Here is a 23,561-nt window from a genome sequence, read left to right as displayed (position 1 = left end):
AGTGCGGTCAGGCGCATTTGCGCATGTGAAAAATGGAAACTGTCTCGGCCTTGGATGGCGGCAACGGCAGCCCGGAGTGCGCAAGCCAGCTTGCAGAGAACTTTTGCGGCTCGGCGATCATCGCTTCGAACAATGGGGCGCTTTGCATGGCATGGCCGCCCTCACCCCCGGCAATCCTCATCAACTGCACATCCCACCAGCCTCCTCCAGCTGCAAAAGGTAGCGGAAGTGGTTGCGGCCGCCGATCTGCCGGAGGTTCTGCACGGATGACGAAAAGCAGGAGTTCGTCTTCTTTGCCCTGCGCCTGCCAGAGTATCCCGTCAGCGCCCTCACCCAACCAGACACGGCCTTGGTGGAGCAAGTCACGCCATTGCTTGTAAAAGGAAATCCAGCCCGCAAGTTCTGCGCGCTCGCCCTCCGACAGCGTGCGCGGATCCAGTTCCACGCCGAGATGACCAGTCAGCGCCATCGCCGCGCGAAAAGCGAGAGGATGGCTGCGACCAGTCGCATGTGCGGGGCTCGCAGCAATGTGCGACCCCATCATTTCTGGCGGCAAAAACGAGAGAAATCCGCGCTGTATACTGATCCGGCTGACTGCGTCGATATTGTCACTGGTCCAGTAGCGATGACAAAATTCAGCCATTCCGGCATCGTTACGGCCACCGCCACCGGCACAGGACTCTACCTCAACTCCAGGATGCGCGGCACGAACTCTCGCAAGCAGAGCATAGACTCCACGCAACTGCGAGGCACCGCCGGCTGGCGCAAGATCGCGGTTGTGATCCCACTTGAGGTATGTGATCGGCAGCTCGGTCAGAAGAGCGTCGAGACAGTCGAATAGATAGTCACGGACATCCGTTCGAGCCATATCCAGGACGAGCTGGTTGCGAGCTGTCGGCTGCGGCCGGCCCGGCAGGGACAGTGCCCAATCGGGATGAGCACGATAAAGGTCGCTATCCGGGTTGATCATTTCCGGCTCGACCCACAGACCGAACTCCATGCCCAAGGCGTTCACCCTGTCCGCTAGGGGTTTCAAGCCGTTCGGGTACTTTCGCGGATCGGCCGTCCAGTCGCCCAGTCCGGAAGTGTCATCATCCCGATTGCGAAACCAGCCATCGTCCAGAATGAAGCGTTCTACACCAACCGATGCCGCTGCCTCGGCCAAGGCAACGATGCGTGCTTCGTCATGGTCAAAGTAGCAGGCCTCCCATGAGTTGAGATGCACGGGACGGGGGCGCATAGTGCGGCCAGGCCACCGCAGCCGGGCACGCACCGCGTCGTGGAACGCAGATGCCGCACCGTTCCGCCCCTCGGTTGACACCGTGAAAATCGCGTCTGGTGCTGTCCAGCTATCTCCAGGGGATAAAGTGACCTCGCCCGGCTGCAGAAGAGCGCCTGCGCTCATGATCCAGCAGCCTTCATCGTCGCGCTCTATTGCAACGCGATTGTCGGCCGACCACGCCAACTGCAATGCGCGAACGGTGCCTTGGTGCAAAGTCGCACCATGATCGAGCACGAAGACACCACCCGGTCCACCGTGCCCGGAAATGCCCCGCCGCACCTCGCGCACCCACGACTGCTGAGGCATGGCCTCACAACATTCCACCAGCTCAGCGTTATGACGGCCACGCCATGACACGATCTGACCTGAAGTTGACGGGAGCGGCAGCATGGCGCTGGCGAGCCAATCCACCGAGAAAGCCAAATCACCTACGTTGCGGACGACGCTGCGGCATACGCATGCCCTACCCGAGACCTCGAAAGTCTGTTCAACTTCAACGCCGGAATCCTCATCGCGACAGCGGATAATCACGCATCCAGCACCGTCGGAAACGTCCACAGCAGAAAAGTCGATATCCAGGCATTTCCCGGCGCTGCTGACCTTCAGGAATGCAGGGCCGAACCAGCCAAGGCCTGACACCGGAACCGAGCAGAACGGCACGTCGTGGTCGAGTGAATACGAAGCGGGACCGCGCAGGTCCGACGATGGCGGCAGGCCTTGCGTCTCGACCGTCGGACCGAAATGTCGCCAGACCGGCGCCCTGCCTTCTGCCGTCTCCCAAGCCAGGGACGCAGTCCCCGTATGCAAGGCAAAAGTGCGAGACATCACGCAACCACTGCCTGCTGCGACTTGGCTCCGACCCGCCCTTCACGGACCCACAGAACCGAAACACCTGCAAGTGCAAGCGAGACACCACAGAACATCAACATGTTGCGCGGATCGCCACCCAGCGCGAGCTTGTAGGCATCGAAGCCGATCGAGACGAAGCCAAGATCGAGCCTGCTCATCACCACAGCAAACAGCAGCATAGGGATTACGATCATCATGTTGAAAATGCCCATGTAGACGCCCGTGCGCTGCGGCGGGATTGAGTTTGTCAGAATGGCGTAGGGGTTACCCATGATGCTGCCCCACGCCAGGCCTATGCCGATGGCCGGAACGAACAGGAACGCCTTGTCTGTCACGTTCGGCAGAAGAAACATGCCGACGCCACCGGCAAACAGGCAAAGTGCATGGAGTGGCCCCGGTCCGATGCGCTTCACGAGAGGAACCATGGCGAAGGCGGTCACAAAGGAAATGGCATTGTAGAATGCGGCGACTTCGCCGTTGGTCAGTACCGCCGTGTGGAAGGCACTGCTGTGAACATCGGCGGTCCCATAGACTGTCCGACTGATCGAATAGACGGCATACGTCCAGTAGCCGGACATGCCGGCCCACTGAAACAGGCTCATAAGGCCCAGTTTGCGCATGGCGACGGGCATGTCGGCGATCGCTGCCCCAATCTCGCTAAAGGTCGCCCAAACACCCCTCGGCTGGGCTTTGATGTGGGCGATCTCGTCTGCCGTAAGCGGGAGTTCGGGAACGCGAAGCACCGACCACAAGATCGTGGTCAGCGAAAGTACCGCACCGATCATGAACACGATGCGGACGGTGTAGGGAATTCCATGGCTGTCTACCCAGTCCTGGTTCATGCCGAAGCCGACAAGCAGTGAGGGCGTGAGGAACGCAAGCATCTGCGCGAGACCGGTAAAGGCGCTTTGCGAGAGGAAGCCCGCCTGGCGCTGATCGGGATTAAGCCGATCAGAGACATAGGCGCGGTAGGGCTCCATCGTGATATTGTTGCCGGCATCGAGGATCCACAGCAGCGACATCGCCATGAGGATTGAACTCGACAGCGGCATGAAGAACAGGCCGAGGCAGCACAGTACTGCACCGATCAGGAAATAGGGTGTGCGACGCCCCCACCGGCTGGCAGTCCGATCGCTCAAGGCTCCGATGATTGGCTGCACAAGCAGGCCGGTGATCGGCCCGGCCAGCTGGAGCATGGGCAACTGGGATTCATCAGCACCGAGATAACTGTAGATCGGCCCCATGTTGCCCTGTTGCAGGCCGAAACTGAACTGCAGGCCGAGGAATCCAAGATTCATTTCGAGAATGCGCGCCAAGGACAGTTTGGGTCTGGCGATGTTACTGGTTCCCACGTCCGGCTCTCCCACGGACCTATTCCGGCCCTCTCGCCGCTTCTTGCCACAGCATGTCGAGCCTTACAACAATCGATTGCAGAAATACCTGACCCCACACTCGAGGCTGTGATCGGAAGCTTTGATGGAATGCAATAAGTTACCAGAAAACAGACCTTTGCGAAATATATGCAAACTCAAGCCAGGTCTTGGTGAAGGGTTTCGATCCGCAGGACGTTAGACATCGGCAAACGATGATATCAGCGGGACAAAGGGACAGACATCCAATGCAGCATGGCGACATCACCGAAGACACCTCGCACGACCATCAGTCCGAGGGTCTTGCTGCCGATCTAGCCCAGATCGAACGCCTGCGAGTGGGACGGCGTCGCGCCCTTGCCCTCTTCGGCTCGGCCGGCGGCAGCGCATTGCTGTTTGGCTGCGGCGGCAGCGATGGCGCAGCATCAAGCACAACGACATTATCAACCAGCACCGCAACGGCGACAGCTTCGGCAACTGCAACTGCAACTGCAACTGCAACTGCGACAGCTACTGCGACTGCTGGCACCTGCACCGTCCCTGCGACCGAGACCAACGGTCCCTACCCGGCAGACGGTACGAACACCGCCTCTGGCATTACCTCGAACGCCCTTACAGCCAGCGGAATCGTCCGAAGCGACATAAGGTCCAGCTTCCTAGGCAGTTCGACCGCCACCGCCGTCGGCGTTCAACTGACGCTTACGCTGACCGTAGTCGACGTGAACAACGGCTGTACCCCACTTGCCGGTTACGCCGTATATATCTGGCACTGCACGGCAGATGGGTATTATTCGCTCTATACCCTGCCGAATGAAAGCTACCTGCGGGGCGTGCAGGTAACCGATACCAACGGGAAGGTAACATTCACCACGATCTTCCCGGGGTGCTATTCCGGCCGCTACCCGCACATCCACTTCGAGGTGTTCTCAAGCCTCGCCAACGCGACCAACGCGAATTACGCCCGACTGATTTCGCAGCTCGCACTGCCTGCGGCAGCCTGCAACGAAGTCTATGCACTTTCGGCGTATCCAAGCAGCAAGACGAACTTTGCAAACGTCACGCTTTCCAGCGACAACGTCTTCGGCGACAACACCGACGCACAGCTCGCGGTAATGACACCCACGGTGACCGGCTCGACAACTACGGGGTACACCGGCACGACGACCATCGGCATCGCAACCTGACGGTCCCGCGGTGCCGAGCCTAGCCTTCAACCTTGCCCTGAAAAGGCTCAGCCTCAGCAAGTCTCACACATCATTGCCCTGGATCTATCAGCACCTTGCACTGATGCGTACGCTTGCGCAGGCTCTCGAACACGTCTGGCGTTGCGGCGAGCGAGATCGTGTCGGTTACCAGCAGACGTGGTTCGACGGCGCCGCGGTCAAGCGCGTCAAGTGCTGCCTCGTACTCCTGCCGGGTGAAGAAGGCAGAGGTCACGAGCTTCACCTGCTTTGACAGCATGGCGAAGCTGTTGATGCTGTCAGGACGGGTGCAGAGGCCTAGCAGTGTGATCGTGCCATCGTTGCGCACCTGATCCACAGCCTGGGCGATAAGACCCGGAACCCCGACGCATTCGAACACGACATCGGCCTTGCCGCCGAGCGCGCGGTCGGCGCTGCCAACGGGATCGGCGGGCTCTACCACGAAATCATGGGCCCCCATCAGCAGCGCACGATCGCGCTGCCAGTCGGCAAGGTCCTGCACGACTACGCGCCCCGCCCCGAACCTCCGCGCCCAGAAGGCCACAGCAAGACCAATGGGCCCCGCCCCCAAGACCAGCACCTTGTCACCGATCTTCATTCGGCTGAGCACGACGCCGTGGAGTGCAACGGCCAGCGGTTCGACGATCGCGCCATCGGCGAGGCTGGCGCTGGATGGCAGGCGCACGCACTGGTTCGGACGGGTCAAGGCGTATTCGGCGTACCCCCCGCCCTGCAAGCCGAAGCGCTCGCACCACTGGACTTCGCCAGTCTGGCAGGCATGGCAGTGGCCGCAGCTTTGCAGCGGTATTACCGAGACCAGATCGCCGTTGCGCAGACCTTCGACGCCCTTGCCGAGAGCGACGACCTCGCCAGCGAATTCATGGCCGAGCACCGAACCGGCACCCTGCCCATAGGCCGGGTCCTCGGTCATGTGCAGATCCGAACCGCAGATGCCGCAGCGGCCGACCTTTACCACAACATCGCCCTCCCCCGGCGTCGGGTCGGCGATGGTCTCGACGGCCAAGGGCTTGTGCAGCCCCTGCATCACGGCGGCGCGCATAACGGGGTCCTTACTTGTACTTGCCGAGCATCATGCCACCGTCGATCACCACGTGGCTGCCGGTCATGTAGTCCGAAGCATCCGAGGCGAGCAGCAGCGCAAGCGGCTTGAGTTGGTCTGTCTCTGCAACCGAACCGAGCGGGACGATGGCGTCCCATGCGGCCCGAGCGACCGGGTCTTTCTTGAGCCAACCGCCGCCGATGTTGGTGACGAACGGGCCCGGAGCAATGGCATTGATGCGGATCTTGAACTCGGCGAGTTCGAGGCCGAGCGCGCGCACCATGTGAAGAACGCCAGCCTTGGCGGGCATGTAGGGCAAGCCGACAATCGGTTCGGTGACGAGCCCGGCGTTGGACGCGGTGGTGATGATCGAGCCGCCGCTACGACCGCTGGCACGCCCCCCCTTCTTCATGATCCGCACGGCGTTGCTCACGGTATAGAACACGCCGTTGAGGTTGACCTGGATCGAACGGTCCCAGCGGTTGTGATCGTAAGTATCGACCTGGCCATCATCGTTGCGGTGGCCTGCCGGGTTCCAGAAGCCGGCGCCGGTGTCGATGCCGGCGTTGGCGAAACAGATGTCGAGCCCACCATAAGCGCTATCGTGCGCGTCGAAGGCGGCGACGACGTTCTCCCAGTTGGAAACGTCCAGTTGATCGGAGCGGACTTCATACCCCTCGCTCCGCAACCGTGCCGCTTCCCGGGCAGCGCCATCGGCATCGATGTCGGTCAGCGTCACTGCAGCGCCCGCCTCCGCCATGGCCTCGGCATAGGCGAGGCCGATCCCCGATGCGCCGCCGGTTACAAGCGCCGAGCGCCCCTTGATGTCGAACTTGTCGAGCGTTCCCATTTGCATCCTCTTGTTCTTGGTTTCGTTCAGGCAGCGGCGCTGGCCTCGCGCTCGCGGTCGATCAGGCGCTGCAGCATCCGGCGGGCCCGCACGCCGCCGCCGTCTCCACCGAGAATGACCGGGCGCAGATCCCAGAAGTCTGCCCCGCGCATCAGGCGGTGGCTGTCACGGATGATCGGCATGTCCTCCTGCTCGAACGCGAATTCGAGCGCGCCGCGCATGGCCGCCGTGAACTCGGCATCGCCCAGCTTGTAGTCGCGGGCCGTTGCCCAGAAATAGTGAGTGGTGTCGGGCGTTTCTGGCGTGAAGGCGTGCAGCGAGGGCAGCAGCGTGCACTCCTCACGAGGGGTACCGGGATCGCCGGCGCGGAAGTCGAAGTAGAGCACGGCGGGCGCGTGCCATTGCACGAGGCCGTAGAAGTCCTGTCGGCGCCCCTCGGTGCCCATGACCGCGGAAATGCCAACCGAGAGGTGATCGTTCAGGCGGATGTATTCAGCGAAGACGCTGCTGCCATCCTGCCAGAATTTCCGCTCCCCCTCCGTGAAAGCACTGGCTACCAGCGCGGGATGGACGAAATTGGCGTGGCTGAGATCGAGGATGTTGTCGCTGTAGAGCTCGTAATGCCCTTCGGCGACGGTTACGCCGCGGACGGCTTCCCACTTCGGGTCCGAGAGCCAGGAGAAGTCCGGGATCGTTGAGGCGTCGGCCTTGGCCGCGTCGCCCATCCAGATCCACAGCAGGGCATGGCGTTCGACAAGGGGGTAGACCTGCAGGTTCGCATCGGGCAGCTGGCCGCCCGGGTGCGGGTTGTGGACGCACACACCGGCACCGCTGAAGCGCAGGCCGTGATACGGGCACATCAGCGCGCCATCCACCACCGTACCATGACCGAGCGGCGCGAAGCGATGGGGGCAGCGGCCGGTGATGGCCTGCGCCACGCCTGCTGCGTCGCGGAACAGGGCTACCGGCTCTTCAAGCAACGTGCGCTGCTGCGGCTGTGTACCTAGATCGCTCGCCCAGCCTGCCACGTACCAGGTGTTGCGCAGGTATGTCCCCCGTGGCTCCTGCCCGAGCCGTGGAACCGGTGCCCTCTCCTCGCTCACGATCGCAGCGTCAGAGATAGAGGGCGGGGTTGATCGCGATGTTGTGCTCGCGGCAGTAGCTTTCGTAGTGGTTCATGAACCACCAGACATCGAGCGTTTCGACGTGATTGCCGTGCTCGTCGAAGAACTCGTTCGCACCCTGCATGTGGAACAGCGCCTTCATGCCGTTCGGGTCGTCAGTGACGAGGGTGTGCGCGGTGCCCGGCGTCTCGGTAATGAAGTCGCCGGGGCGGCAAACCCAGTCATATTCGAGATAGCGGAACGAGCCTTCGAGGCCGATCGCCCAGACCTTGCCGCGGTGCTTGTGCGTGCCGATGACGCCGGGTCCCTTGATCCACAGCACGTTGACGTAGACGTTCTCGCGGACGTCGAATGCAAGGTGACGGATGGCCGCGTTGTCACCGAAGGGAACCCACGGGCTCTCGACTTCCGACGAGCCGACGTAGGTGCCTTCAACACCCTTGGCGCGAATCAGGTCACCGTAGAGTTCCGGAACATTGACGATCTTGTAGGCACCCGATGGGGGTGCGGTCATGGTACCCATGGCAGCCTCAGAGATAGAGCTTGGGGTTGATGGCGATGCCGTTCTCGCGGCAGTACGTTTCGTAGTGGTTGATGAACCACCAGACGTCGGTGGTGTCGACCAGAACGGCATTCTCGTCGTAGAATTCGATGGGGCCCTGCATCCAGCCGAACAGCTTGCAACCTTCCGGGTGGTCGGTGACGAGCGTATGGCTCTCGCCGGGCGTCTCAAGGATCAGACCGCCCGGTGTGGCAACCCAATCGTACTCGAGATAGCGGACGCTGCCTTCGAGGCAGACCATGGTGATGGTGCCGCGATGGAAGTGCGTGCCGATGACGCCCGGCCCCTTCACCCACAGGATGTTCGAGAACAGGTTCTGGCGCACATCAAACGCGAGGTGCTTGATCGCGGCGTTTTCACCGAACGGCACCCACGGGCTGTCGACGTCGGTCTGCGCGTCGATGTAGCGACCGCCGGGGCTGAGGCGTTTGACCAGGTCCTTGTGCGCGAAAGGAACATCGACGATCTCGGCCTTGTCCGAGGGCGGCGCGGTCATCACGGTGGCGGTGCTCATTGTGCAGGTCCTCTCAACGGATCAGCGTGTCGACATAGTCGGCGCCGATGCCGACGGCGTCATAGTGTTCGCGCGCTGCCTTCATGTAGTCGAACACGTCGTAGTGGCCGACAGTGTTGCCCTCTTCATCGAGCCACATGAGCGGGCCGGAGACGACGAAGAAGACCTTCATCGGGTCCTCATGCTCGTAGCAGACCAGCGTATGGCTCTCGCCCGGGGTTTCGTAAACGAAGTCACCGGCAGTGGCGGTCCAGCTGTGCTCGAGGTAGGCCCACTTGCCGCTGATCGTGTAGGCCCAGATCGGATGCGGATGATAGTGGCGGTTCACCAGACCCGCCTGCTTGCTCATCAGGACGTCCGCCCACATGTTCTTTGCCGGGCTGATCCAGACGGGCTTCGAAAATACCGTTTCGGAGATTGGCACCCAGTAGCGCTCGTCGCCCTCGGCGATCTTGGGCATGTAGACTTCGGGCAGACCGCCTTCACGGAAGACCTTGTCGACCGGCTTGATGTCCTTCCAGAACTCTGTGTGCGCCGCTTCAGGCATTGTCTCTCTCCGTATTGATGGACGCGGGCGAAGCCGAAGGGGATACGACCCCGCCCGCGCACTTGTTCAGTTTATCAGAACTCCACGCCGAGACGCGCGAACCACTCACGCGGGCGGCTGTAGGTGCCGTAGAACTGACCACCGGCAATCTGGGCCTGGCCGGTGACCAGATAACGCTCGTCGGTGATGTTGGTCATGCCCACAGTCAGGTCCCAGTGGTTGCCCGACTTGTAGGTGATGTTGCCGTTGATGATGTCAGTCGGCCCACGCTGGAGCAGGTAGGCGCGCTCGGTATCATTCCAAAGCGACGTGGTGTGTGTCCAGTCAGCCAGCACGACAAGCTTGGAATCCCCGCCCATCGAAAGTTCGTAGCGCGGGCTGACGTTGAACTTCCACTTCGGCGTCTTGGGCAGATCGGCACCCGGGAACACGCCAGCCTGGAACGGATTTGCAGCAACCTGCGCTCCTGCAAGAACCGCAGTATAGTACGAGTCCGTGTAACCGACCGAGGCATTGATCAGGAAGCCATCCGTCGGAGCTGCGACGACCTCGACTTCAAAGCCCTTGATGCGCGCATCGCCGGCGTTCTGAATGGTCGGCGAAACGCCCTGCTGGAAGTTCAGCTGGATGCCCTTGTAGTCGGTGAGGAACGCAGCTGCGTTGATCTGCAGGCGACGATCCAGAAGCATCGACTTCACGCCCACTTCCCAGGTCGTTGCCTTCTCCTCGTTGAAATCAGGCGCGGTTGGCAGCGGGTTGGAGAGGCGTGTCGTCCAGCCACCGGTCTTGTAGCCCTTCGACCAGCTGGCGTAGAGCATGGCGTCTTCGGTCGGGTGATACTGAAGGCCGATCTTGGGCGAGAAATCGCTGAACGACTTACGCTGCGTTCCGGCGACGTAGTAGCGCAGTGGCTGACCCTGATTGGGGAAACCCGCAGCGATACGGCATGCATCGGAGATCGGATTGATCGAGGCGCACTGCGGCACGCCGATCTGATTCAGGATCTTGTAGGTCAGGCCGTTGGCATCCGATTGGAAGCCCTCGAAGGTCTTGTTTTCCTTGGTGTAGCGACCGCCGATGGTGATGCCGAACTGTTCGGTGGGACGGTAGTCGATCTGGCCGAAGAAGGCATAATTCTTGGTCGAAAGATCGTTCGGACCGTCAACCTGCAGCAGACCTTCGGCGAACGTCACGTAGTCGTGAAGGTCGCCCGCTTCCTTGAAGAAGTATGCGCCCAGAACGTAGTTCAGCTTCTTGTCCATCGCCGAACCATTGAGCTGCAGTTCCTGGCTGAACTGCCACTGGTTCATGGTGAAGCTGGTGTGCAGGAAGTTCAGCGGCGAACCGTCGAGGTCCATGCCGGCGTTCCAGTGCAGTTCGCGATAGGCCGTGATCGACTTGACCATCATCGTGTCCGAAAGATCGAACTCGATGGTGCCCGAACCGCCGTAGGTCTTCAGCTTCGAGTAGTTGTTGCCGTTCGCATACGACACGTCGATGTCCTTGGACACGAAACGGTCGTCGTAAGGCAGGCGATTGTTGGCCGGATTGGCATCGGCGTTGACGCCGAAGACGGTCGGATTGTCAAAAATGCTGTTCAGGCCGCCGATGCCACCAATGTACGCAAACGAGGGCGGACCACCACCGCAATCGCCAACGACAACGCCCTGAATGGCGCAGTTGTAGGTGCCTGCGAACACGGCTGGGGTTGTCTTGATCAGCGTATTGGCGAGCTGGGACTGGTCGATGTTGCTGTAGTCACCCGACACGGTGATCCGCAGGTTCGACTTGTTGTCGTAGCGCAGCTTGCCGCGCAGGTTCCAGCTGTTGTCGCCGCCTTCGCTGCCGTAGCCGATATTGTTGTAGCCAGCGGCCTTGTAGTTGGTGATCGGCGTAGAGGCGAAGTTGTTCGCGCCGGGGAACGCAACGCGCTTGACGTAACCGTCGCGGTTCTTGGTTGCAAAGCTGACCGACGCTGCAAGACCGTCAGTCAGCGGCAGGTCCGCTGTGCCACGGGTCTGTACGAGGCCGAAGCGACCAGTCGTCACATCGCCCTTGAAACGGAACTCGTCGCCCGGATCGTGCGTGACGATAGAGATTGCGCCGCCGATGGTGTTACGACCGAACAGCGTGCCCTGCGGGCCCTTGAGCACTTCGATGCGCTCCACGTCGGGGAGGTCTTGGTTCGCACCGACCGAACGGGCGAGATAGACGCCGTCGAGATAGACACCCACGCCAGGATCGATGTTGAACGCGAAGTCGTTCGCGCCGATGCCACGGATATAGGCCGAGAGAACCGCCGACGAACCCGAGAACGGCGTACCGGCGTCCAGCGTGACGTTGGGCGAAATGTTCGAAAGACCCGCAACGCTGCCGACGGCACGTTCCTGCAGAGCATCTGCGCTGAATGCGGAAATCGCGATCGGCACGTCCTGGACGTTCTCCGCGCGCTTCTGTGCAGTCACGACAATCTGGGCGATGCCGCCGCCGCTGTCTTCGGCCTGAGCCTGATCCTGTGCAAACGCTGGCGCCGCAAGGACCGTCGCCATGGCTGCAATGGAAACCGATGCTATTCTCATGGTTTTCCTCTCCCTGTTTATGTCCGAAAGGGGCCGCTGCCCCGGAATTTCGCCAGCTTGATAGGCACTGGCGGAACTTGTCGCTTGCACTCACGCGCAAGCTGATCAGGACTGCCGCGCAAAAGTCCTGCTGCGCGGCATTCCCTTACGTCATGCTGGTGACTTTCTGCCCATTCGCCAGTCGCGCGGGGCAGCGCCGAACTGCTGCCGGAAGCAGCGCGTGAAGTAGGCACTGTCATTGAAGCCCAGCTCGAATGCGATCTCGGTTATGCTGGAATCGGGTCTGGCCACCAGCCTGTCAGCCGCGCGGCGCAGGCGCTGATCAAGGATGTAGGCCGTGGGCGTAGTACCCATCGCCGCGAAGATGTTCTGCACCGTACGAACCGATATGCTGCAGGCATCGGCTATGGACGTAGTGCGCAGGGCCGGGTCCTCGAGGTTGGCTGCAACCATGGCCAGGACGCGGCGGCGCATGTCGGCCTCGCCTGCGTCGGTTGAAGGACGCTGCGCCCCGCGTACGGCCATTGCGGCGAGATCATAGAATACGGCGTTGACACCGATTTCCCATTCCGGATCCTCTGAGGCGCGCTCGCCCTGCTGCCACAACGAAAGCAGGAAATCGTGGAACACGCGCCCGCCAGGCGTCGCGCCGCACATGCGTTGCATCAGCGCATCATCGATGCCCGGAAAACGCTCGGCCAGAGGCGCTCGCGGAAACTCGACCACAAGCAGTTCGTGGCCTGTGAGGCGGATCGCATAAGGCTGGTGCGGGCTGGCGAGAACGAAATCGCCCGGCTGGAGTGTGCATTCGCTGCGCCCCTGCATATGCTCGCTGTTGCCGCGGCATTGAAGGTGGAGGATCAGGCGCTCGTCATTCTGTGGCAAAGGATTGCGCCCTACTGCCGAGTGGGATGAATCCGTGCGGATCATGTCGAGCTCGCCGACGCGCCAGGACAGCATCTTCCCCGCGAAGTCTTCTCCCGGCACGTTGACGAATGTGCCCGTAAAGGCCCGATCGGCAATCTCGTTCCAATATCGCGCCCGATCATGGGGAGCCACGTCAGCAGTGTGAAATTTGAGAAGCGCACCCATGGTTCTTCTCCGTCGTGTCAGGCGATCGAGGGGATCGCGTTGCCGGAGCGCCGCGCAACGACGCGCGGTGCGGATTCGATAAGTCCAAGTGTCAGGAAGCCCGCCAGCACGGTGCAGCCGAGCATCAGCCACAGCGGGGCAGCAAGACCGTAAGCGTCAGCCAAGGTTCCGGCGAGGAACGGGGACAGAACCCCGCCGAGCACCTCGCCTGTCCCCATGACGACGCCTGTGAGCGTTGCGGTCAACCGCGGGTCGACCGATTCCGACGGGATCGTGGCCATGAACATCGGGAAAAGCCCGTTGAGGCCCCAGCCGAAGAAGAAGATCGCTGCGAGGACCCACGCAGACCCTTCGTAATAAAGGCCACCCAAGGGCAGGATCACACCAAGGAAAGAGAAAAAGATCATCACCGGGCGGCGGCCAATGACGTCGGAGATCGCCGGTACAGCGAAGCTGCCCAGACCCGCGGAAATCCCGAGCGTTGCCATCAGCCAGCTCATTGTGTCCGGATCAAACCCGCGCACCTTGGTCAGGAACAGCGGCATGAAGGCCCAACACACAACCAGATAGGAAACCAGCAGGATCGAGATCAGGGCACAAAGGATCACGTTGCGATGGCCAAATGCCTCACGCAGCGTGACTTTGGGTGCGGTGTCGTCATGCGCCTCCACCGGCGGCTCGCGCAGCGTGAACCAGATCAGGGCCGCCGTCACGAGTCCGGGGAGCGCAGCCAGGTAGAAGCCGGTTCTCCAACCAACGGCAACAGCGACGGGCACCAACAGCAAGGGCGCAAGTCCCGAACCGAGCAGATTGGAACCCAGGTTCTGCGCGACTCCCATGGCAAGGCCGCGGCGCTCAGGGGCGACCTCGGCAACAATGATAGAATGGCTGACCGGCATGACACCACCCTCGGCAGCCCCCATCAAGAGGCGCGCGCCAAGCAGCATCAGAAACGAAGAGGCGGCGCCAGAGATGAAGGAGCACAAGCAGAATGCCACCGTCGCCACTACAACCACGGGCTTGCGCGACCCCAGCTTGTCCGAGATGCGCCCGACCAACAGGCCCGACAGCGCCCAAGTGAGCGACAGGGCCGAGCTGAACATGCCGACTTGCGTGTTGCTCAATTGCAGGTCCGGCTGGACGAACGGCATCAGGAAGTTGAGCGCGTTCCGGTCAAAGAACAGGATGCCGAAATTGAGGCTGAGGAGCGCGGTAACCCACACCTGATAGCCGCTGCCTCTTGCCTGTGTGCCCTTCATCCCGGTCTCCCGTCCCTGCTATCATTGTTATGGTTCAGATGAATGGACGGACCGGGTCGGCGCCATCCCACCCTTGCGAAGCCTGCCACATTGCCGTGAAATGCGCGTCCATCCCGGGCGTGGCCGGGATCAGTTCAAGAAAGCCAGGTGCCGCAGCATTCCCGCCTTCCAGATAGGCGACGCTGCCGCCTGTCGGCACAGCAGCCTTGAACGCAAGCTTGTAGCCCCGTGCGAGATAGCCGGGCAGTTCAGCCTCTACGTCCTCGCAGGCGATACCGAAGTGGTGGAAGCCGTAGCCGCTCTTCTCGATGGTTTCGCGGTAAACGGACGGGTTGCCGTCGAGAGGCTGTATCAGTTCGACCTGCATGTGACCGATGAAGCCCATCGCGATCGTGACATCTGCGTTCGATGGCGCGCCCCGATAAAACTGGTCGGGACCGAGAAAATGGTCGAGCAGGAAGAACGGCCCGGCGGCGCAATCCTTCTGGAAGTGCGCGATCGACGCGCGGACATCCTCGACCACGAACGCGGTCTGCATGACGCCGCCGAACGGCTGGCCGAAGCCGAGCATCCTTGCCATTTCTGTCCTCTCCGCACGCCCCGCCTCTGGCGGACGGAAGCGTTCCAAATGCTGCTAAAGCGTGATTGCGACCTTGCCGAACAAGCCTGCCGATGACTGGTAAGCGTAAGCGTCGCGGGCCTTCTCGATAGGGAATACCTTGTCGACCACGGGCTCGATCCCATGCTGGTCAATGAAGGCATTCAGGCGCTCGGCCATGCCTTTGGAACCGACGAAAATGCCGCGGATCGAGGCCCCCTTGAACATCAGGCCGTGCGGGTTGGTGTCGCCCTCGCGCGTCAGCACGCCGATCAGGGCGATTTCGCCCGCGAAGCCGACCGCGGCGATGGATTGCTTGAGCGTACCTGCGCCTCCCACCTCGACGACCTTGTCAACGCCGCCACCAGCGAGCCGTGCTGCTTCGGCACCCCACTCGGGCGTGGTGCGGTAATTGATCACATGATCGACACCCAGCGCTTTCACCCGCTCGAGCTTCTCGTCCGAGGACGAAGTGGCGATGACGGTGGCACCTGCCGCCTTGGCAATCTGCAGCGCCAGGAGAGAGACGCCCCCGGTGCCAAGAACCAGGACGGTGTCCCCCGCCTTTACCGGGCGCGGTCCCTCCATGAGGGCGTTCCACGCTGTGACACCGGCGCAGGGCAGACAGGCCGCCTGCGTGAAGTCCAAGGTTTCAGCCAGCGGGACAACGCCATGCTCGGGCAGGACAACATAATCCTGCAGCATGCCCGGCGCAGGCGGTGCGCCAAGGGCTGCGCCCATGCCGGGGTTGGGCGGGCCGTCCATCCAGTCCTGGAAGAATATACCGGCCACGCGGTCACCCACCTTGAGCGAGGCAACGCCCTCGCCCACCGCGGCAATCTCGCCGGCGCCGTCGGAAAGCGGTACGGTATCCTGCTGTACGACACCGCCCATGTAGAAGCCGAGCGGAATGATCTGGTCGCGGTAGTTCAGCGAGCACGCACGAACGCGCACCAGCACTTCGCCCGGACCGGGCTGCGGAATGTCGGTCTCGTCCAGCCGCAGATCATTCAGCGACGTAGAGCCTGCGGCTATCACCCACTGGCGCATCGGCATTTTCTCCCTGTGAGACGATCATCACCGATCCAGCGTCACAAATTAATCAGTTGGACAAACCGATTTCACGGAGTGAAACCTAGTTTGGGTTGGCTTCGAGCGCCGCCGCGATTGCTCGCGCAGTTGCCTTCAAAGCTTCCAGATGTCTCTGGACGACTGCTTCGTCCGCTCCCCGCCTGCCCGGCCAGGTCACGTTGATGGTTGCTATTGGCGATCCACCCACCATGATCGGTACAGCCATCGACCGTCGCCCGTCTCGCAAGACGAGTTGCTTCGACCGATCTGGCCAGGGCAGCAGCGGATCGCGGGTTGCATACCCCCGCTGCTTTACCTGCTGCAGCATCTGCCGAAGCTCAGCCTCGCTGCCGTCAGGTGGATTGGCGGGGCGAAGGCGATCGATGATCGAGTCGCGCTCGGCATCTCCGCATGCCGCCAAGTATGCTCTCCCAGTCGCGGTATGGATGTAGGATAGCTTGACGCCCACTGGACCGAGAATAGCAGAATCCAGCCGGAAAAGCGGGCTGTTGGTCTCGAGGATCTCCATGTGATCAAGCCGCGGGGCGGCCAGCACGGACGGCCAGGCCACCCTTGTCGAAAGCGCCTTCAGGTGTGGAGAAGCGACTTCGGCAATATGCGCAGCTGAGGTGAAAGACGCGCGTTCGATCCGATCGACATGCGGAAGGTAGGCACCATCTGCCAGACGCTGCCAAACCAGCCCTTTTTGCCCGAGGGTGACAAGCATTCGCAGCAAGGTCGCTTTGGGCAACCCCGTCGCCTGGTGGAGTTCGTGCAGGCTTGCCGCCTTGCGCGTCTGCACCTCAATCAACACGTCCAGTCCACGCTCGAGCGCGCGCACGGTCTTGACCCTGCGTTCCAGCATCCATCCTGCTCCGGCAAATTCTGCGTTTCACCTTATGCAACGCAAAATCACGAAACCCCCGTGCAAAGTCAACCGCGCTGTCGCAGCAATAGGGGACGGAGAGGAAAACCTGACGATGACGAAGCCAAGCGTCCTGTTCATCTGCACGCAGGATACCAAGGAAGAGGAAGCCCGATTCACCCGAGCAGCCCTGGAGGCGGCAGGCGTTGACGTGGTCCACCTCGATCCCAGCGTCCGCCGCACTGTCGGCGGTGCGGAAATCTCGCCCGAGATGGTTGCGGAGACCGCCGGCATGACGATCGAGGAGGTCCGGGCACTTGGCCACGAAGGCAAGTGCCAGGATGCGATGATTGGCGGTGCAATCGCAGCAGCCCACGCATGGGACGCCAAGTCGCCCGTCTCGGGCATTCTTGCCGTCGGCGGCTCGATGGGCTCGGCGCTTGCCGGGGCACTGATGCAGAGCTTTCCCTATGGCCTGCCCAAGCTGATCGTCTCGACCATGGCCTCGGGATTTACAAAGCCATACATGGGCGTGAAGGACATCGCGATGATGAACGCGGTGACCGACATATCGGGCATCAACACCATCAGCCGCGACGTCTTCCGCAACGCCGCCAACGCCGTTGCAGGGATGGCCAAAGGCTATGATCGCGACAAGGGCCCGGAAAAGCCGCTGGTCTTGATTACCACTCTCGGCACCACCGAAGTCAGCGTGAAGCGCATCCGCCAGGCTCTGGAAGGCGATGGCTGCGAGGTAATGGTATTCCACTCCTCCGGCGCGGGCGGGCCCACCCTTGATGGTCTGGCCACCGACAAGGACGTGGCGCTGGTGCTGGATCTTTCGCAGACCGAGATCCTCGACCATCTCTTCGGCGGGCTGGCAGACTCCGGCCCCGATCGCGGTCGCGCAGCGCTGCGCAAGGGCATACCGACGATCCTGGCACCTGGTAATGCCGACTTCATCATCGGCGGACCGATCGATGCAGCAGAAGTGCAGTTCCCCGGCCGCCGCTACCATCAGCACAACCCGCAGCTGACAGCGGTGCGAACCAAGGTGGATGATCTCAAGAAGCTGGCCGACCACCTTGCCGCAAACGTGCGCGAAGCCAAGGGGCCGGTTCGGGTTTTCACCCCGCTCAGGGGCTTTTCCAGCCACGATAGCGCAGCCGGACATCTGCAGGACCTCAGCGTGCCAGGCCCGTTCGCCGAGTACCTCGCGCAGGTGATGCCCGATCATGTGCCTGTCACCGCGATCGATTCCCACTTCAACGACGAAGCATTCTCGAGTGCGGTGATCGCCGCTGCCCGTGAATTGCTGGCCGCAAAGAACTGATCCGATGATGACCGACAACATTCCCCTGACCCACGAAGACATCGCCGAGATCGCCGAGATCCTGGAGAAGTCAGGCTACCGCGAACTCGACCTTTCGACGCGGCGCTTCCGGCTGCGCGTGGCCAAAGGCGTCGATGCACAGGGCGGCGTGACCCAGGAATGGCAATGGGCCGGATCGGGACCCGAAGTCTCGACCGAAGCAAGCGCGGCAGTCGTCGATCCGAACGCAATCTGCTCGCCCCTGCCCGGCACCTTCTACCATGCCCCACAGCCCGGAGCGCCGCCGTTCGTGCAGCCGGGCGACGAAGTCGGCCCCGAAACAGTGATCGGCATCGTCGAAACGATGAAACTGATGAACCCGGTGCACGCCGGCCGCAGCGGCACGATTGCCGCGATCGTCGTCGCGAACGGAACCTTGGTCGCCAAGGGCGAAGCTCTGGTCCGGCTGACCTGAGATGATCCACAAGCTGTTCATCGCCAACCGCGGGGAGATTGCACTCCGCGTGATCCGCACCGCGCGCGCAATGGGGATCGAAACCGTCCTCGGAGCTTCCGAAGCCGACGCTGCATCGCTTCCGGCGCAGCTTGCAGACCATGTCCAGATCGTTGGCCCCGGGCCATCATCGCAAAGCTACCTGGCCATCGATGGCGTGGTTGACGCGATGGTGAAGTCAGGCTGCGACGCGGTGCATCCGGGCTACGGTTTTCTGTCCGAGAACGCCGCGTTTGCGCGCGCAGTGCAGGCCGCAGGCGTCCGCTTTGTCGGACCGGACATCAAGACACTCGAAGGCATGGGCGACAAACTTGCTGCCCGTGCGCTTGCCGTTGAAGCTGGGCTCCCGGTACTTCCGGGCGGCGAGGCGGCAACGCGCGCCGACGTGCACGCTCGCGCAGCGCAGACGGGCTATCCGCTGCTGCTCAAGGCCGTGGCAGGCGGCGGCGGCAAGGGCATGCGCCGCGTGGATCGCGCCGAAGATCTCGACAGCGCTCTCGACATGGCTCAAGCCGAGGCGCAGGCCGCTTTCGGCAATGCAGCAATCTATGTCGAGCGGTTCGTCGCGCGGGGGCGCCACGTCGAAGTGCAGCTTCTTGGCGATGGCACGCAGGCCATCCACCTTGGTACGCGCGATTGCTCGATCCAGCGCCGCTTCCAGAAGCTGGTAGAGGAAGCACCTGCCCCGGCCATGCCTCCGGAGGCCCGTGAAGGTATCGAACAGGCGGCCGTACGGCTCGCCCGACACATCGGCTATCGCGGCGCGGGAACGGCCGAGTTCCTTGTCGATGCCGAGGACTTCTCGTTCTACTTCCTTGAACTGAACGCACGCATCCAGGTCGAACACCCGGTGACCGAGGCAATTACCGGCGTCGATCTTGTCGAGCAGCAATTGCTGGTCGCCATGGGCAAGCCGCTGTCCCTCACGCAGGCGATGGTGCGTCCGCACGGCCATGCTATCGAAGTACGCATCAATGCCGAGGACCCGGACGCCGATTTCCGCCCGTCGCCCGGACGTGCAGTCCGCGCCGCGTGGCCGGCCGGCGAGGGTATTCGTGTCGACACTCACATCGGCATCGGGGGCGAGGTGCCACCGTTCTACGATTCGCTGATGGGCAAGCTGATTGTGCACGGCGATACGCGCGAACTGGCCGTGACACGGCTCTCCGACGCGCTGCGCTCGCTTCACATCGAAGGACTGCCAACCACCGCTTCACTCCACCGCCGTATCGTCGCCGATCCGCGCTTTATCGCTGGCGGCGTCGATACCGGCTTCCTCGCGGGACTTGCCCAATGACCGAGATCCGTCTCGTCGACGTCACCATGCGCGACGGCAACCAGAGCCTGTGGGGCGCGACCGGCCTCAACACCGCACACATGCTGCAAGCTGCTGCGCTGACTGAAGCGTGCGGGTTCAGGGCGATTGACTTCACCTCATCGAGCCACATGGCCGTGGCGGTGCGCTACTTCCAGAACAATCCCTGGGAGCGTCTCCGCCGCATGTCGGCTGCCATGCCGACAACGCCGCTTCAGTTCATCACCACCGGCCTCCGGTTCATTGCCTGGCAGCAGGCGGATCCCGAGTTCATGCGCCTTGTATACCGTGCCTTGCAGGCCAACGGGGTCGGGCGCTTTGTCCTGCTTGACCCGATGCACGAAGTGCCCGCGGTGATCGAGGCGGCAAAGCTGGTGAAGGAAGAGGGCAACGCCGAGGTCATGGCAGCCCTCACCTTCACGCTTTCCGAAATACACACAGACCAGTTCTACGCCGATTTTGCCCGCGCGGTGGGGCAGAGCCCGAACATCGACCTGTTCTACATCAAGGACCCGGCAGGCCTGCTATCTATGGACCGTGCGCGCACGCTTGTCCCGGCAGTGAAGGCCGTGATCGGCAATCGCCCGCTCGAGATCCACGCGCACACCACGGTGGGCCAAGGCATGTTGGCGAGTCTCGAAGCCGCCAAGCTCGGCATTTCGGCCATTCACGTTGGCGTCGGTCCAGGCGGTGATGGCTCGTCGCTACCCGAAGCAAACCGTACGGTCGCCAACCTCGAAGAAGCAGGCTTCTCTGTCGGTGTCGACAAGGCCGCGCTCAAGCGCCTGACGGCCTACTGGCAAAGCGTCGCGCTGGCCGAGGGCCTGCCACCGGGCACGCCGCAGAACTTCGACGCCAGCTTCCTTCGTCACCAGATCGCAGGCGGAGTGATGACCACCATCGCACGTCAGCTCGAGGAGCTTGGCCTCTCGGACCGGATGAATGCCGTGATCGAGGAAACCGGTCAGGTCCGAGCCGACCTTGGCTTTCCGATCATGGTCACGCCATTTCCGCAGATGGTCATGACGCAAGCCCTGTTCAACGTGATTGGTGAGCGGCGTTACGCTCAAGTTTCGGATCAGGTTATTCGCTACTGCATGGGCAAGTTCGGCAAGCCCACTTCACCGGTCGACCGCGAGGTGCTCGCCACGATCATGGACCGGCCACGCTCGCGCGAGCTGGAGAAGGAGCCAAACTTCCCTGCTCTGGGGGATCTTCGCCGCCAGTTTGGCTACGACATGCCAGACGAGGAATTCCTTTTGCGCGCGGTAATGCCAGCCGAGCAGGTCGATGCGATGCTTGCCGCGGGACCATCGCGTGCCACTTATTCGCCAAAGGTCGCCCCGATCCTCTCGCTGCTACGCAAGCTTGCCGCCAAGCCCAATGCACGCGACATCGTGATCGAGCGCGGCTCTTTCCGTTTAGCCCTTCATGCGGGAGCTGCGCTTTGACATTGACCTCGGATTTCAAGGCTCGCCTGCGCGATGCAGCCGGCTTCATTTTCGACATGGACGGCACGATTGCGCTGGGGGACTCCAAGAGCGGAGGGCACCGCGCGCTGCCGCACGCAATCGAGGTGCTGGGCGCGCTGAAGGATAGCGGGAAGCCGTTCGTCGTCTTTACCAACGGCACAGCCAAGCCGCCGGCCGCCTACGCAAACTCGCTGCGAAACGCAGGCTTTCCGGTGGACGATGACCAGATGTTGACACCATCATCGTCGGCGGCCGTATGGCTTTCGAAGAACGGGGTGAGCAAAGTGCGGGTTCTCGGCAATGCCGGTTGTGCCGCACCGCTTTCGGATGCAGGCCTCCATGTGGTCGGTCCGTCCGAAGAGGCCGAAGGTGTCGAGGCAGTTTACACCGGCTGGTTCCGAGAGTTTGACTTTGCCGCTCTTGAGGCTGCCTGCCATTCATTGTGGAACGGTGCACGGCTGTTCACGGCCAGCAATGTGCCCTTCTTCGCCACGGAAAATGGCCGGGCAATCGGCGCCAGCTTTCCGATCAATGCCATGCTCACGGCAATGACGCGCAAACGCCCCCGTATCCTCGGCAAGCCTTCGAAGATCGCGTTCGAGACGGCACTGACGATCATGGGCCTGCCGCAAAGCGCAGCGAAAAGTGTTGTCGTGATTGGCGACGATCCGGCACTGGAAATGCGGATGGCAAATGCCGTCGGCGCACATTCGATCGGGCTTGCGACGGGCATAATGGGAACCGATGCCCAGCTTCTCGAGAAGGACCGCCCGTCAGCGCTGTTGAGCGACCTCAAGCCTCTGCTCGACGTCCTCTAGCGCTTTCTCGCCGCAGTGGGCGCATGAAAATCCGGGTCTTTGTCCGCAATCCACACCAGAAACCGGGCAATGTCGGGATTGGCTATGAGAGCCTCCCGGTCTGCGCCGAAGCGCCCTAGTTCCCCGTTCGAAAACGTTGCGTGAAGCGTCCGGTGACAGATCGGGTGGACCGCTTCGGTCTGCCGCCCGCCCCGGCTCTTGGGTACGGGATGATGGAACTCCACGCGCTTCCCCAAGCGCCGCCCGCAAAGCCAGCAGGGCTTGGCAAGCGCGTCCATCAATCGGTCATGGCCGGTTCTGAAGGCGGCTTGCCAGCGCGCCACAGGTAAAGCCCCGCGCCAACGATGACCAACGCTCCGAAAGCTGCCACGAGATCCGGCCGCTCACCGAAGAGGACCCACCCGAAGGTGCCGGCAAGCAGAAGCTGGACATAAGTCATCGGTGCAATCGAGGCCGGTCCGGCCCGCGTAGTCGCAACGTAGATCAGGGCGTGAGCGCAGCTCGCCGAGATCGCGATGACCGCACACTTGATGAGGACAGGCATTGGCAGCGCGGGAACCTGGAAGAAGTGGATGCCGCTTTCGTGGCCCGCCCACGTGCCCAGGCACAGGAAACCAGCGCCGATCAGCGCCACATTGAACTGCATCGACAGCAGGCTGCCCGTACCGGCAACCTTGCGGTTGGCAACCATGAGCAGGGCCATGCCGCTTGCCGCGACTACCGGTAGCAGTGCAACCGGACCCAGCAATGAAAGATTGGGCCGCAGGATCACCAGCACCCCTGAAAACGCCACCACGGTGGCGATCCAGGTTTCCTTGCGCATCGGCTCGCCCAACAGGATCGCGGAAAGAAGGGCCGTAATCATCGGGCTGGTAAAGGAAATGGCCGTTGCCTCACCGATGGGCATCAGGTGGACAGCGCTGAAGAAGCTTACGGCCGACATAGCCACGCTCAAGCCACGCAGAACCTGCCAGCGCAGTTTCGGGAAGGCAAAACCCCGGGGCCCCTCGCGAACGAGCAGGATAATGCCGAGCCCCAGCGCTCCGAACACATAGCGCAAGGCTGCGATTGCGGTACCGGGCCACGCGCCTGCCATGCTCTTAACCAGCACATCGCCCAGCGAAAGTAGAGCAAAACCGCCAAGGGCAAAGAGCAATCCGGACCTGTGACTATCCTGCAAGATGCGAAATCCCGTTGCCCTTGTTGAACCGGTTATTGATCATAACCGAAGTCCTAGCGGGATGGACACGACAGCTCCAGTGCGAAGTGCGGCACTTTACCGGCAGTTAACCATGGCAGCTTAGGA

The 23,561-nt window shown here is 62.1% G+C and carries 22 protein-coding genes; 6 read left to right on the top strand and 16 right to left on the bottom strand.

Features of this window, described 5'->3' with window-relative positions:
- Positions 1-7: 7 nt before the first annotated feature.
- Complete coding sequence (locus tag AC3WLM_RS16215; RefSeq protein WP_492478144.1) at positions 8-2,107, bottom strand: alpha-galactosidase; 2,100 nt, start codon at positions 2,105-2,107, stop codon at positions 8-10.
- On the bottom strand, positions 2,107-3,429 hold the full coding sequence (locus tag AC3WLM_RS16210; protein WP_492477988.1) for an MFS transporter: 1,323 nt from the start codon (positions 3,427-3,429) through the stop codon (positions 2,107-2,109). Before AC3WLM_RS16210 ends, AC3WLM_RS16215 begins: the two co-directional genes overlap by 1 nt.
- Positions 3,430-3,749: 320 nt before the next feature.
- Between AC3WLM_RS16210 and AC3WLM_RS16205 the strand changes: the two genes are divergently transcribed.
- Positions 3,750-4,685: an intradiol ring-cleavage dioxygenase gene (locus AC3WLM_RS16205; protein WP_492477987.1), complete on the top strand. Its 936-nt coding sequence runs from the start codon at positions 3,750-3,752 to the stop codon at positions 4,683-4,685.
- 70 nt (positions 4,686-4,755) lie between these two features.
- On the opposite strand, the gene AC3WLM_RS16200 is transcribed toward AC3WLM_RS16205, so the two are convergent.
- From AC3WLM_RS16200 to AC3WLM_RS16145, 12 genes are all read right to left on the bottom strand, one after another.
- Positions 4,756-5,763, bottom strand: a complete 1,008-nt coding sequence (locus tag AC3WLM_RS16200; protein WP_039332137.1) for a zinc-binding dehydrogenase — start codon at positions 5,761-5,763, stop codon at positions 4,756-4,758.
- 10 nt (positions 5,764-5,773) lie between these two features.
- A complete protein-coding gene (locus AC3WLM_RS16195) occupies positions 5,774-6,613 on the bottom strand; it encodes an SDR family NAD(P)-dependent oxidoreductase (RefSeq protein WP_039332135.1) in 840 nt (279 codons plus the stop codon).
- 26 nt (positions 6,614-6,639) lie between these two features.
- The gene (locus tag AC3WLM_RS16190; RefSeq protein WP_492477984.1) at positions 6,640-7,716 is read right to left on the bottom strand and encodes a Rieske 2Fe-2S domain-containing protein; all 1,077 of its coding nucleotides are present in this window, start codon (positions 7,714-7,716) and stop codon (positions 6,640-6,642) included.
- Positions 7,717-7,726: 10 nt separating this feature from the next.
- Positions 7,727-8,260, bottom strand: coding sequence for a 2,4'-dihydroxyacetophenone dioxygenase family protein (locus AC3WLM_RS16185; protein ID WP_039332133.1), 534 nt, complete (start codon positions 8,258-8,260; stop codon positions 7,727-7,729).
- 7 nt (positions 8,261-8,267) lie between these two features.
- Entirely contained in the window at positions 8,268-8,813 is a 546-nt protein-coding gene (locus AC3WLM_RS16180; RefSeq protein ID WP_039332131.1) for a 2,4'-dihydroxyacetophenone dioxygenase family protein, read from the bottom strand.
- A gap of 13 nt (positions 8,814-8,826) precedes the next feature.
- The gene (locus AC3WLM_RS16175; protein WP_039332130.1) at positions 8,827-9,360 is read right to left on the bottom strand and encodes a 2,4'-dihydroxyacetophenone dioxygenase family protein; all 534 of its coding nucleotides are present in this window, start codon (positions 9,358-9,360) and stop codon (positions 8,827-8,829) included.
- Positions 9,361-9,434: 74 nt separating this feature from the next.
- Positions 9,435-11,939 (bottom strand): TonB-dependent receptor, encoded by a 2,505-nt coding sequence (locus tag AC3WLM_RS16170; RefSeq protein WP_492477982.1) that lies wholly within the window; start codon positions 11,937-11,939, stop codon positions 9,435-9,437.
- A 150-nt stretch (positions 11,940-12,089) separates the two neighbouring features.
- Positions 12,090-13,031 (bottom strand): helix-turn-helix domain-containing protein, encoded by a 942-nt coding sequence (locus AC3WLM_RS16165; protein WP_193826661.1) that lies wholly within the window; start codon positions 13,029-13,031, stop codon positions 12,090-12,092.
- Between the two features lie 17 nt (positions 13,032-13,048).
- Positions 13,049-14,290 carry an MFS transporter gene (locus tag AC3WLM_RS16160; RefSeq protein WP_492477980.1) on the bottom strand — a complete coding sequence of 414 codons (1,242 nt, stop codon included), beginning with the start codon at positions 14,288-14,290 and terminating at the stop codon, positions 13,049-13,051.
- Positions 14,291-14,324: 34 nt separating this feature from the next.
- The gene (locus tag AC3WLM_RS16155) at positions 14,325-14,870 is read right to left on the bottom strand and encodes a VOC family protein (protein WP_062346772.1); all 546 of its coding nucleotides are present in this window, start codon (positions 14,868-14,870) and stop codon (positions 14,325-14,327) included.
- A gap of 54 nt (positions 14,871-14,924) precedes the next feature.
- Complete coding sequence (locus tag AC3WLM_RS16150; RefSeq protein ID WP_244885323.1) at positions 14,925-15,944, bottom strand: zinc-dependent alcohol dehydrogenase family protein; 1,020 nt, start codon at positions 15,942-15,944, stop codon at positions 14,925-14,927.
- Positions 15,945-16,023: 79 nt separating this feature from the next.
- On the bottom strand, positions 16,024-16,800 hold the full coding sequence (locus tag AC3WLM_RS16145) for an IclR family transcriptional regulator domain-containing protein (protein ID WP_230487620.1): 777 nt from the start codon (positions 16,798-16,800) through the stop codon (positions 16,024-16,026).
- Positions 16,801-16,939: 139 nt separating this feature from the next.
- Between AC3WLM_RS16145 and AC3WLM_RS16140 the strand changes: the two genes are divergently transcribed.
- From AC3WLM_RS16140 to AC3WLM_RS16120, 5 genes are read left to right on the top strand one after another with little or no spacing between them, the layout of a single operon-like run.
- Positions 16,940-18,157: a Tm-1-like ATP-binding domain-containing protein gene (locus AC3WLM_RS16140; protein ID WP_492477978.1), complete on the top strand. Its 1,218-nt coding sequence runs from the start codon at positions 16,940-16,942 to the stop codon at positions 18,155-18,157.
- Between the two features lie 4 nt (positions 18,158-18,161).
- Positions 18,162-18,611, top strand: coding sequence for an acetyl-CoA carboxylase biotin carboxyl carrier protein (locus AC3WLM_RS16135; protein WP_492477977.1), 450 nt, complete (start codon positions 18,162-18,164; stop codon positions 18,609-18,611).
- Between the two features lies 1 nt (position 18,612).
- Positions 18,613-19,947 carry an acetyl-CoA carboxylase biotin carboxylase subunit gene (locus AC3WLM_RS16130; RefSeq protein WP_492477975.1) on the top strand — a complete coding sequence of 445 codons (1,335 nt, stop codon included), beginning with the start codon at positions 18,613-18,615 and terminating at the stop codon, positions 19,945-19,947.
- A complete protein-coding gene (locus AC3WLM_RS16125) occupies positions 19,944-21,416 on the top strand; it encodes a hydroxymethylglutaryl-CoA lyase-like TIM-barrel protein (RefSeq protein ID WP_193826665.1) in 1,473 nt (490 codons plus the stop codon). Before AC3WLM_RS16130 ends, AC3WLM_RS16125 begins: the two co-directional genes overlap by 4 nt.
- Complete coding sequence (locus tag AC3WLM_RS16120; protein ID WP_492477973.1) at positions 21,413-22,255, top strand: HAD-IIA family hydrolase; 843 nt, start codon at positions 21,413-21,415, stop codon at positions 22,253-22,255. The genes AC3WLM_RS16125 and AC3WLM_RS16120 overlap by 4 nt, the downstream gene beginning before the upstream one ends.
- On the opposite strand, the gene AC3WLM_RS16115 is transcribed toward AC3WLM_RS16120, so the two are convergent.
- Together AC3WLM_RS16115 and AC3WLM_RS16110 are read right to left on the bottom strand one after the other, a co-directional pair.
- On the bottom strand, positions 22,252-22,533 hold the full coding sequence (locus AC3WLM_RS16115; protein ID WP_039332112.1) for an HNH endonuclease family protein: 282 nt from the start codon (positions 22,531-22,533) through the stop codon (positions 22,252-22,254). The two genes, AC3WLM_RS16120 and AC3WLM_RS16115, sit on opposite strands and share 4 nt — an antisense overlap.
- Positions 22,533-23,411: a DMT family transporter gene (locus AC3WLM_RS16110; RefSeq protein WP_492477971.1), complete on the bottom strand. Its 879-nt coding sequence runs from the start codon at positions 23,409-23,411 to the stop codon at positions 22,533-22,535. Before AC3WLM_RS16110 ends, AC3WLM_RS16115 begins: the two co-directional genes overlap by 1 nt.
- Positions 23,412-23,561: the final 150 nt, after the last annotated feature.

It is taken from the genome of Novosphingobium sp. FW305-C-30-35, from assembly GCF_058783135.1.
The sequence above is the reverse complement of the archived record's forward strand: the minus strand, read 5'-3'. Positions and strand labels throughout refer to the sequence as shown.

Coding starts and splice junctions, on each gene's coding strand:
- AC3WLM_RS16205 (WP_492477987.1), top strand. CDS start 3,750: ATGCAGCATGGCGACATCACCGAAGACACCTCGCACGACCATCAGTCC.
- AC3WLM_RS16165 (WP_193826661.1), bottom strand. CDS start 13,031: ATGGGTGCGCTTCTCAAATTTCACACTGCTGACGTGGCTCCCCATGAT.
- AC3WLM_RS16125 (WP_193826665.1), top strand. CDS start 19,944: ATGACCGAGATCCGTCTCGTCGACGTCACCATGCGCGACGGCAACCAG.
- AC3WLM_RS16170 (WP_492477982.1), bottom strand. CDS start 11,939: ATGAGAATAGCATCGGTTTCCATTGCAGCCATGGCGACGGTCCTTGCG.
- AC3WLM_RS16155 (WP_062346772.1), bottom strand. CDS start 14,870: ATGGCAAGGATGCTCGGCTTCGGCCAGCCGTTCGGCGGCGTCATGCAG.
- AC3WLM_RS16180 (WP_039332131.1), bottom strand. CDS start 8,813: ATGAGCACCGCCACCGTGATGACCGCGCCGCCCTCGGACAAGGCCGAG.
- AC3WLM_RS16215 (WP_492478144.1), bottom strand. CDS start 2,107: ATGTCTCGCACTTTTGCCTTGCATACGGGGACTGCGTCCCTGGCTTGG.
- AC3WLM_RS16150 (WP_244885323.1), bottom strand. CDS start 15,944: ATGCCGATGCGCCAGTGGGTGATAGCCGCAGGCTCTACGTCGCTGAAT.
- AC3WLM_RS16115 (WP_039332112.1), bottom strand. CDS start 22,533: ATGGACGCGCTTGCCAAGCCCTGCTGGCTTTGCGGGCGGCGCTTGGGG.
- AC3WLM_RS16140 (WP_492477978.1), top strand. CDS start 16,940: ATGACGAAGCCAAGCGTCCTGTTCATCTGCACGCAGGATACCAAGGAA.
- AC3WLM_RS16130 (WP_492477975.1), top strand. CDS start 18,613: ATGATCCACAAGCTGTTCATCGCCAACCGCGGGGAGATTGCACTCCGC.
- AC3WLM_RS16200 (WP_039332137.1), bottom strand. CDS start 5,763: ATGCGCGCCGCCGTGATGCAGGGGCTGCACAAGCCCTTGGCCGTCGAG.
- AC3WLM_RS16175 (WP_039332130.1), bottom strand. CDS start 9,360: ATGCCTGAAGCGGCGCACACAGAGTTCTGGAAGGACATCAAGCCGGTC.
- AC3WLM_RS16160 (WP_492477980.1), bottom strand. CDS start 14,290: ATGAAGGGCACACAGGCAAGAGGCAGCGGCTATCAGGTGTGGGTTACC.
- AC3WLM_RS16210 (WP_492477988.1), bottom strand. CDS start 3,429: ATGAATCTTGGATTCCTCGGCCTGCAGTTCAGTTTCGGCCTGCAACAG.
- AC3WLM_RS16185 (WP_039332133.1), bottom strand. CDS start 8,260: ATGGGTACCATGACCGCACCCCCATCGGGTGCCTACAAGATCGTCAAT.
- AC3WLM_RS16135 (WP_492477977.1), top strand. CDS start 18,162: ATGATGACCGACAACATTCCCCTGACCCACGAAGACATCGCCGAGATC.
- AC3WLM_RS16195 (WP_039332135.1), bottom strand. CDS start 6,613: ATGGGAACGCTCGACAAGTTCGACATCAAGGGGCGCTCGGCGCTTGTA.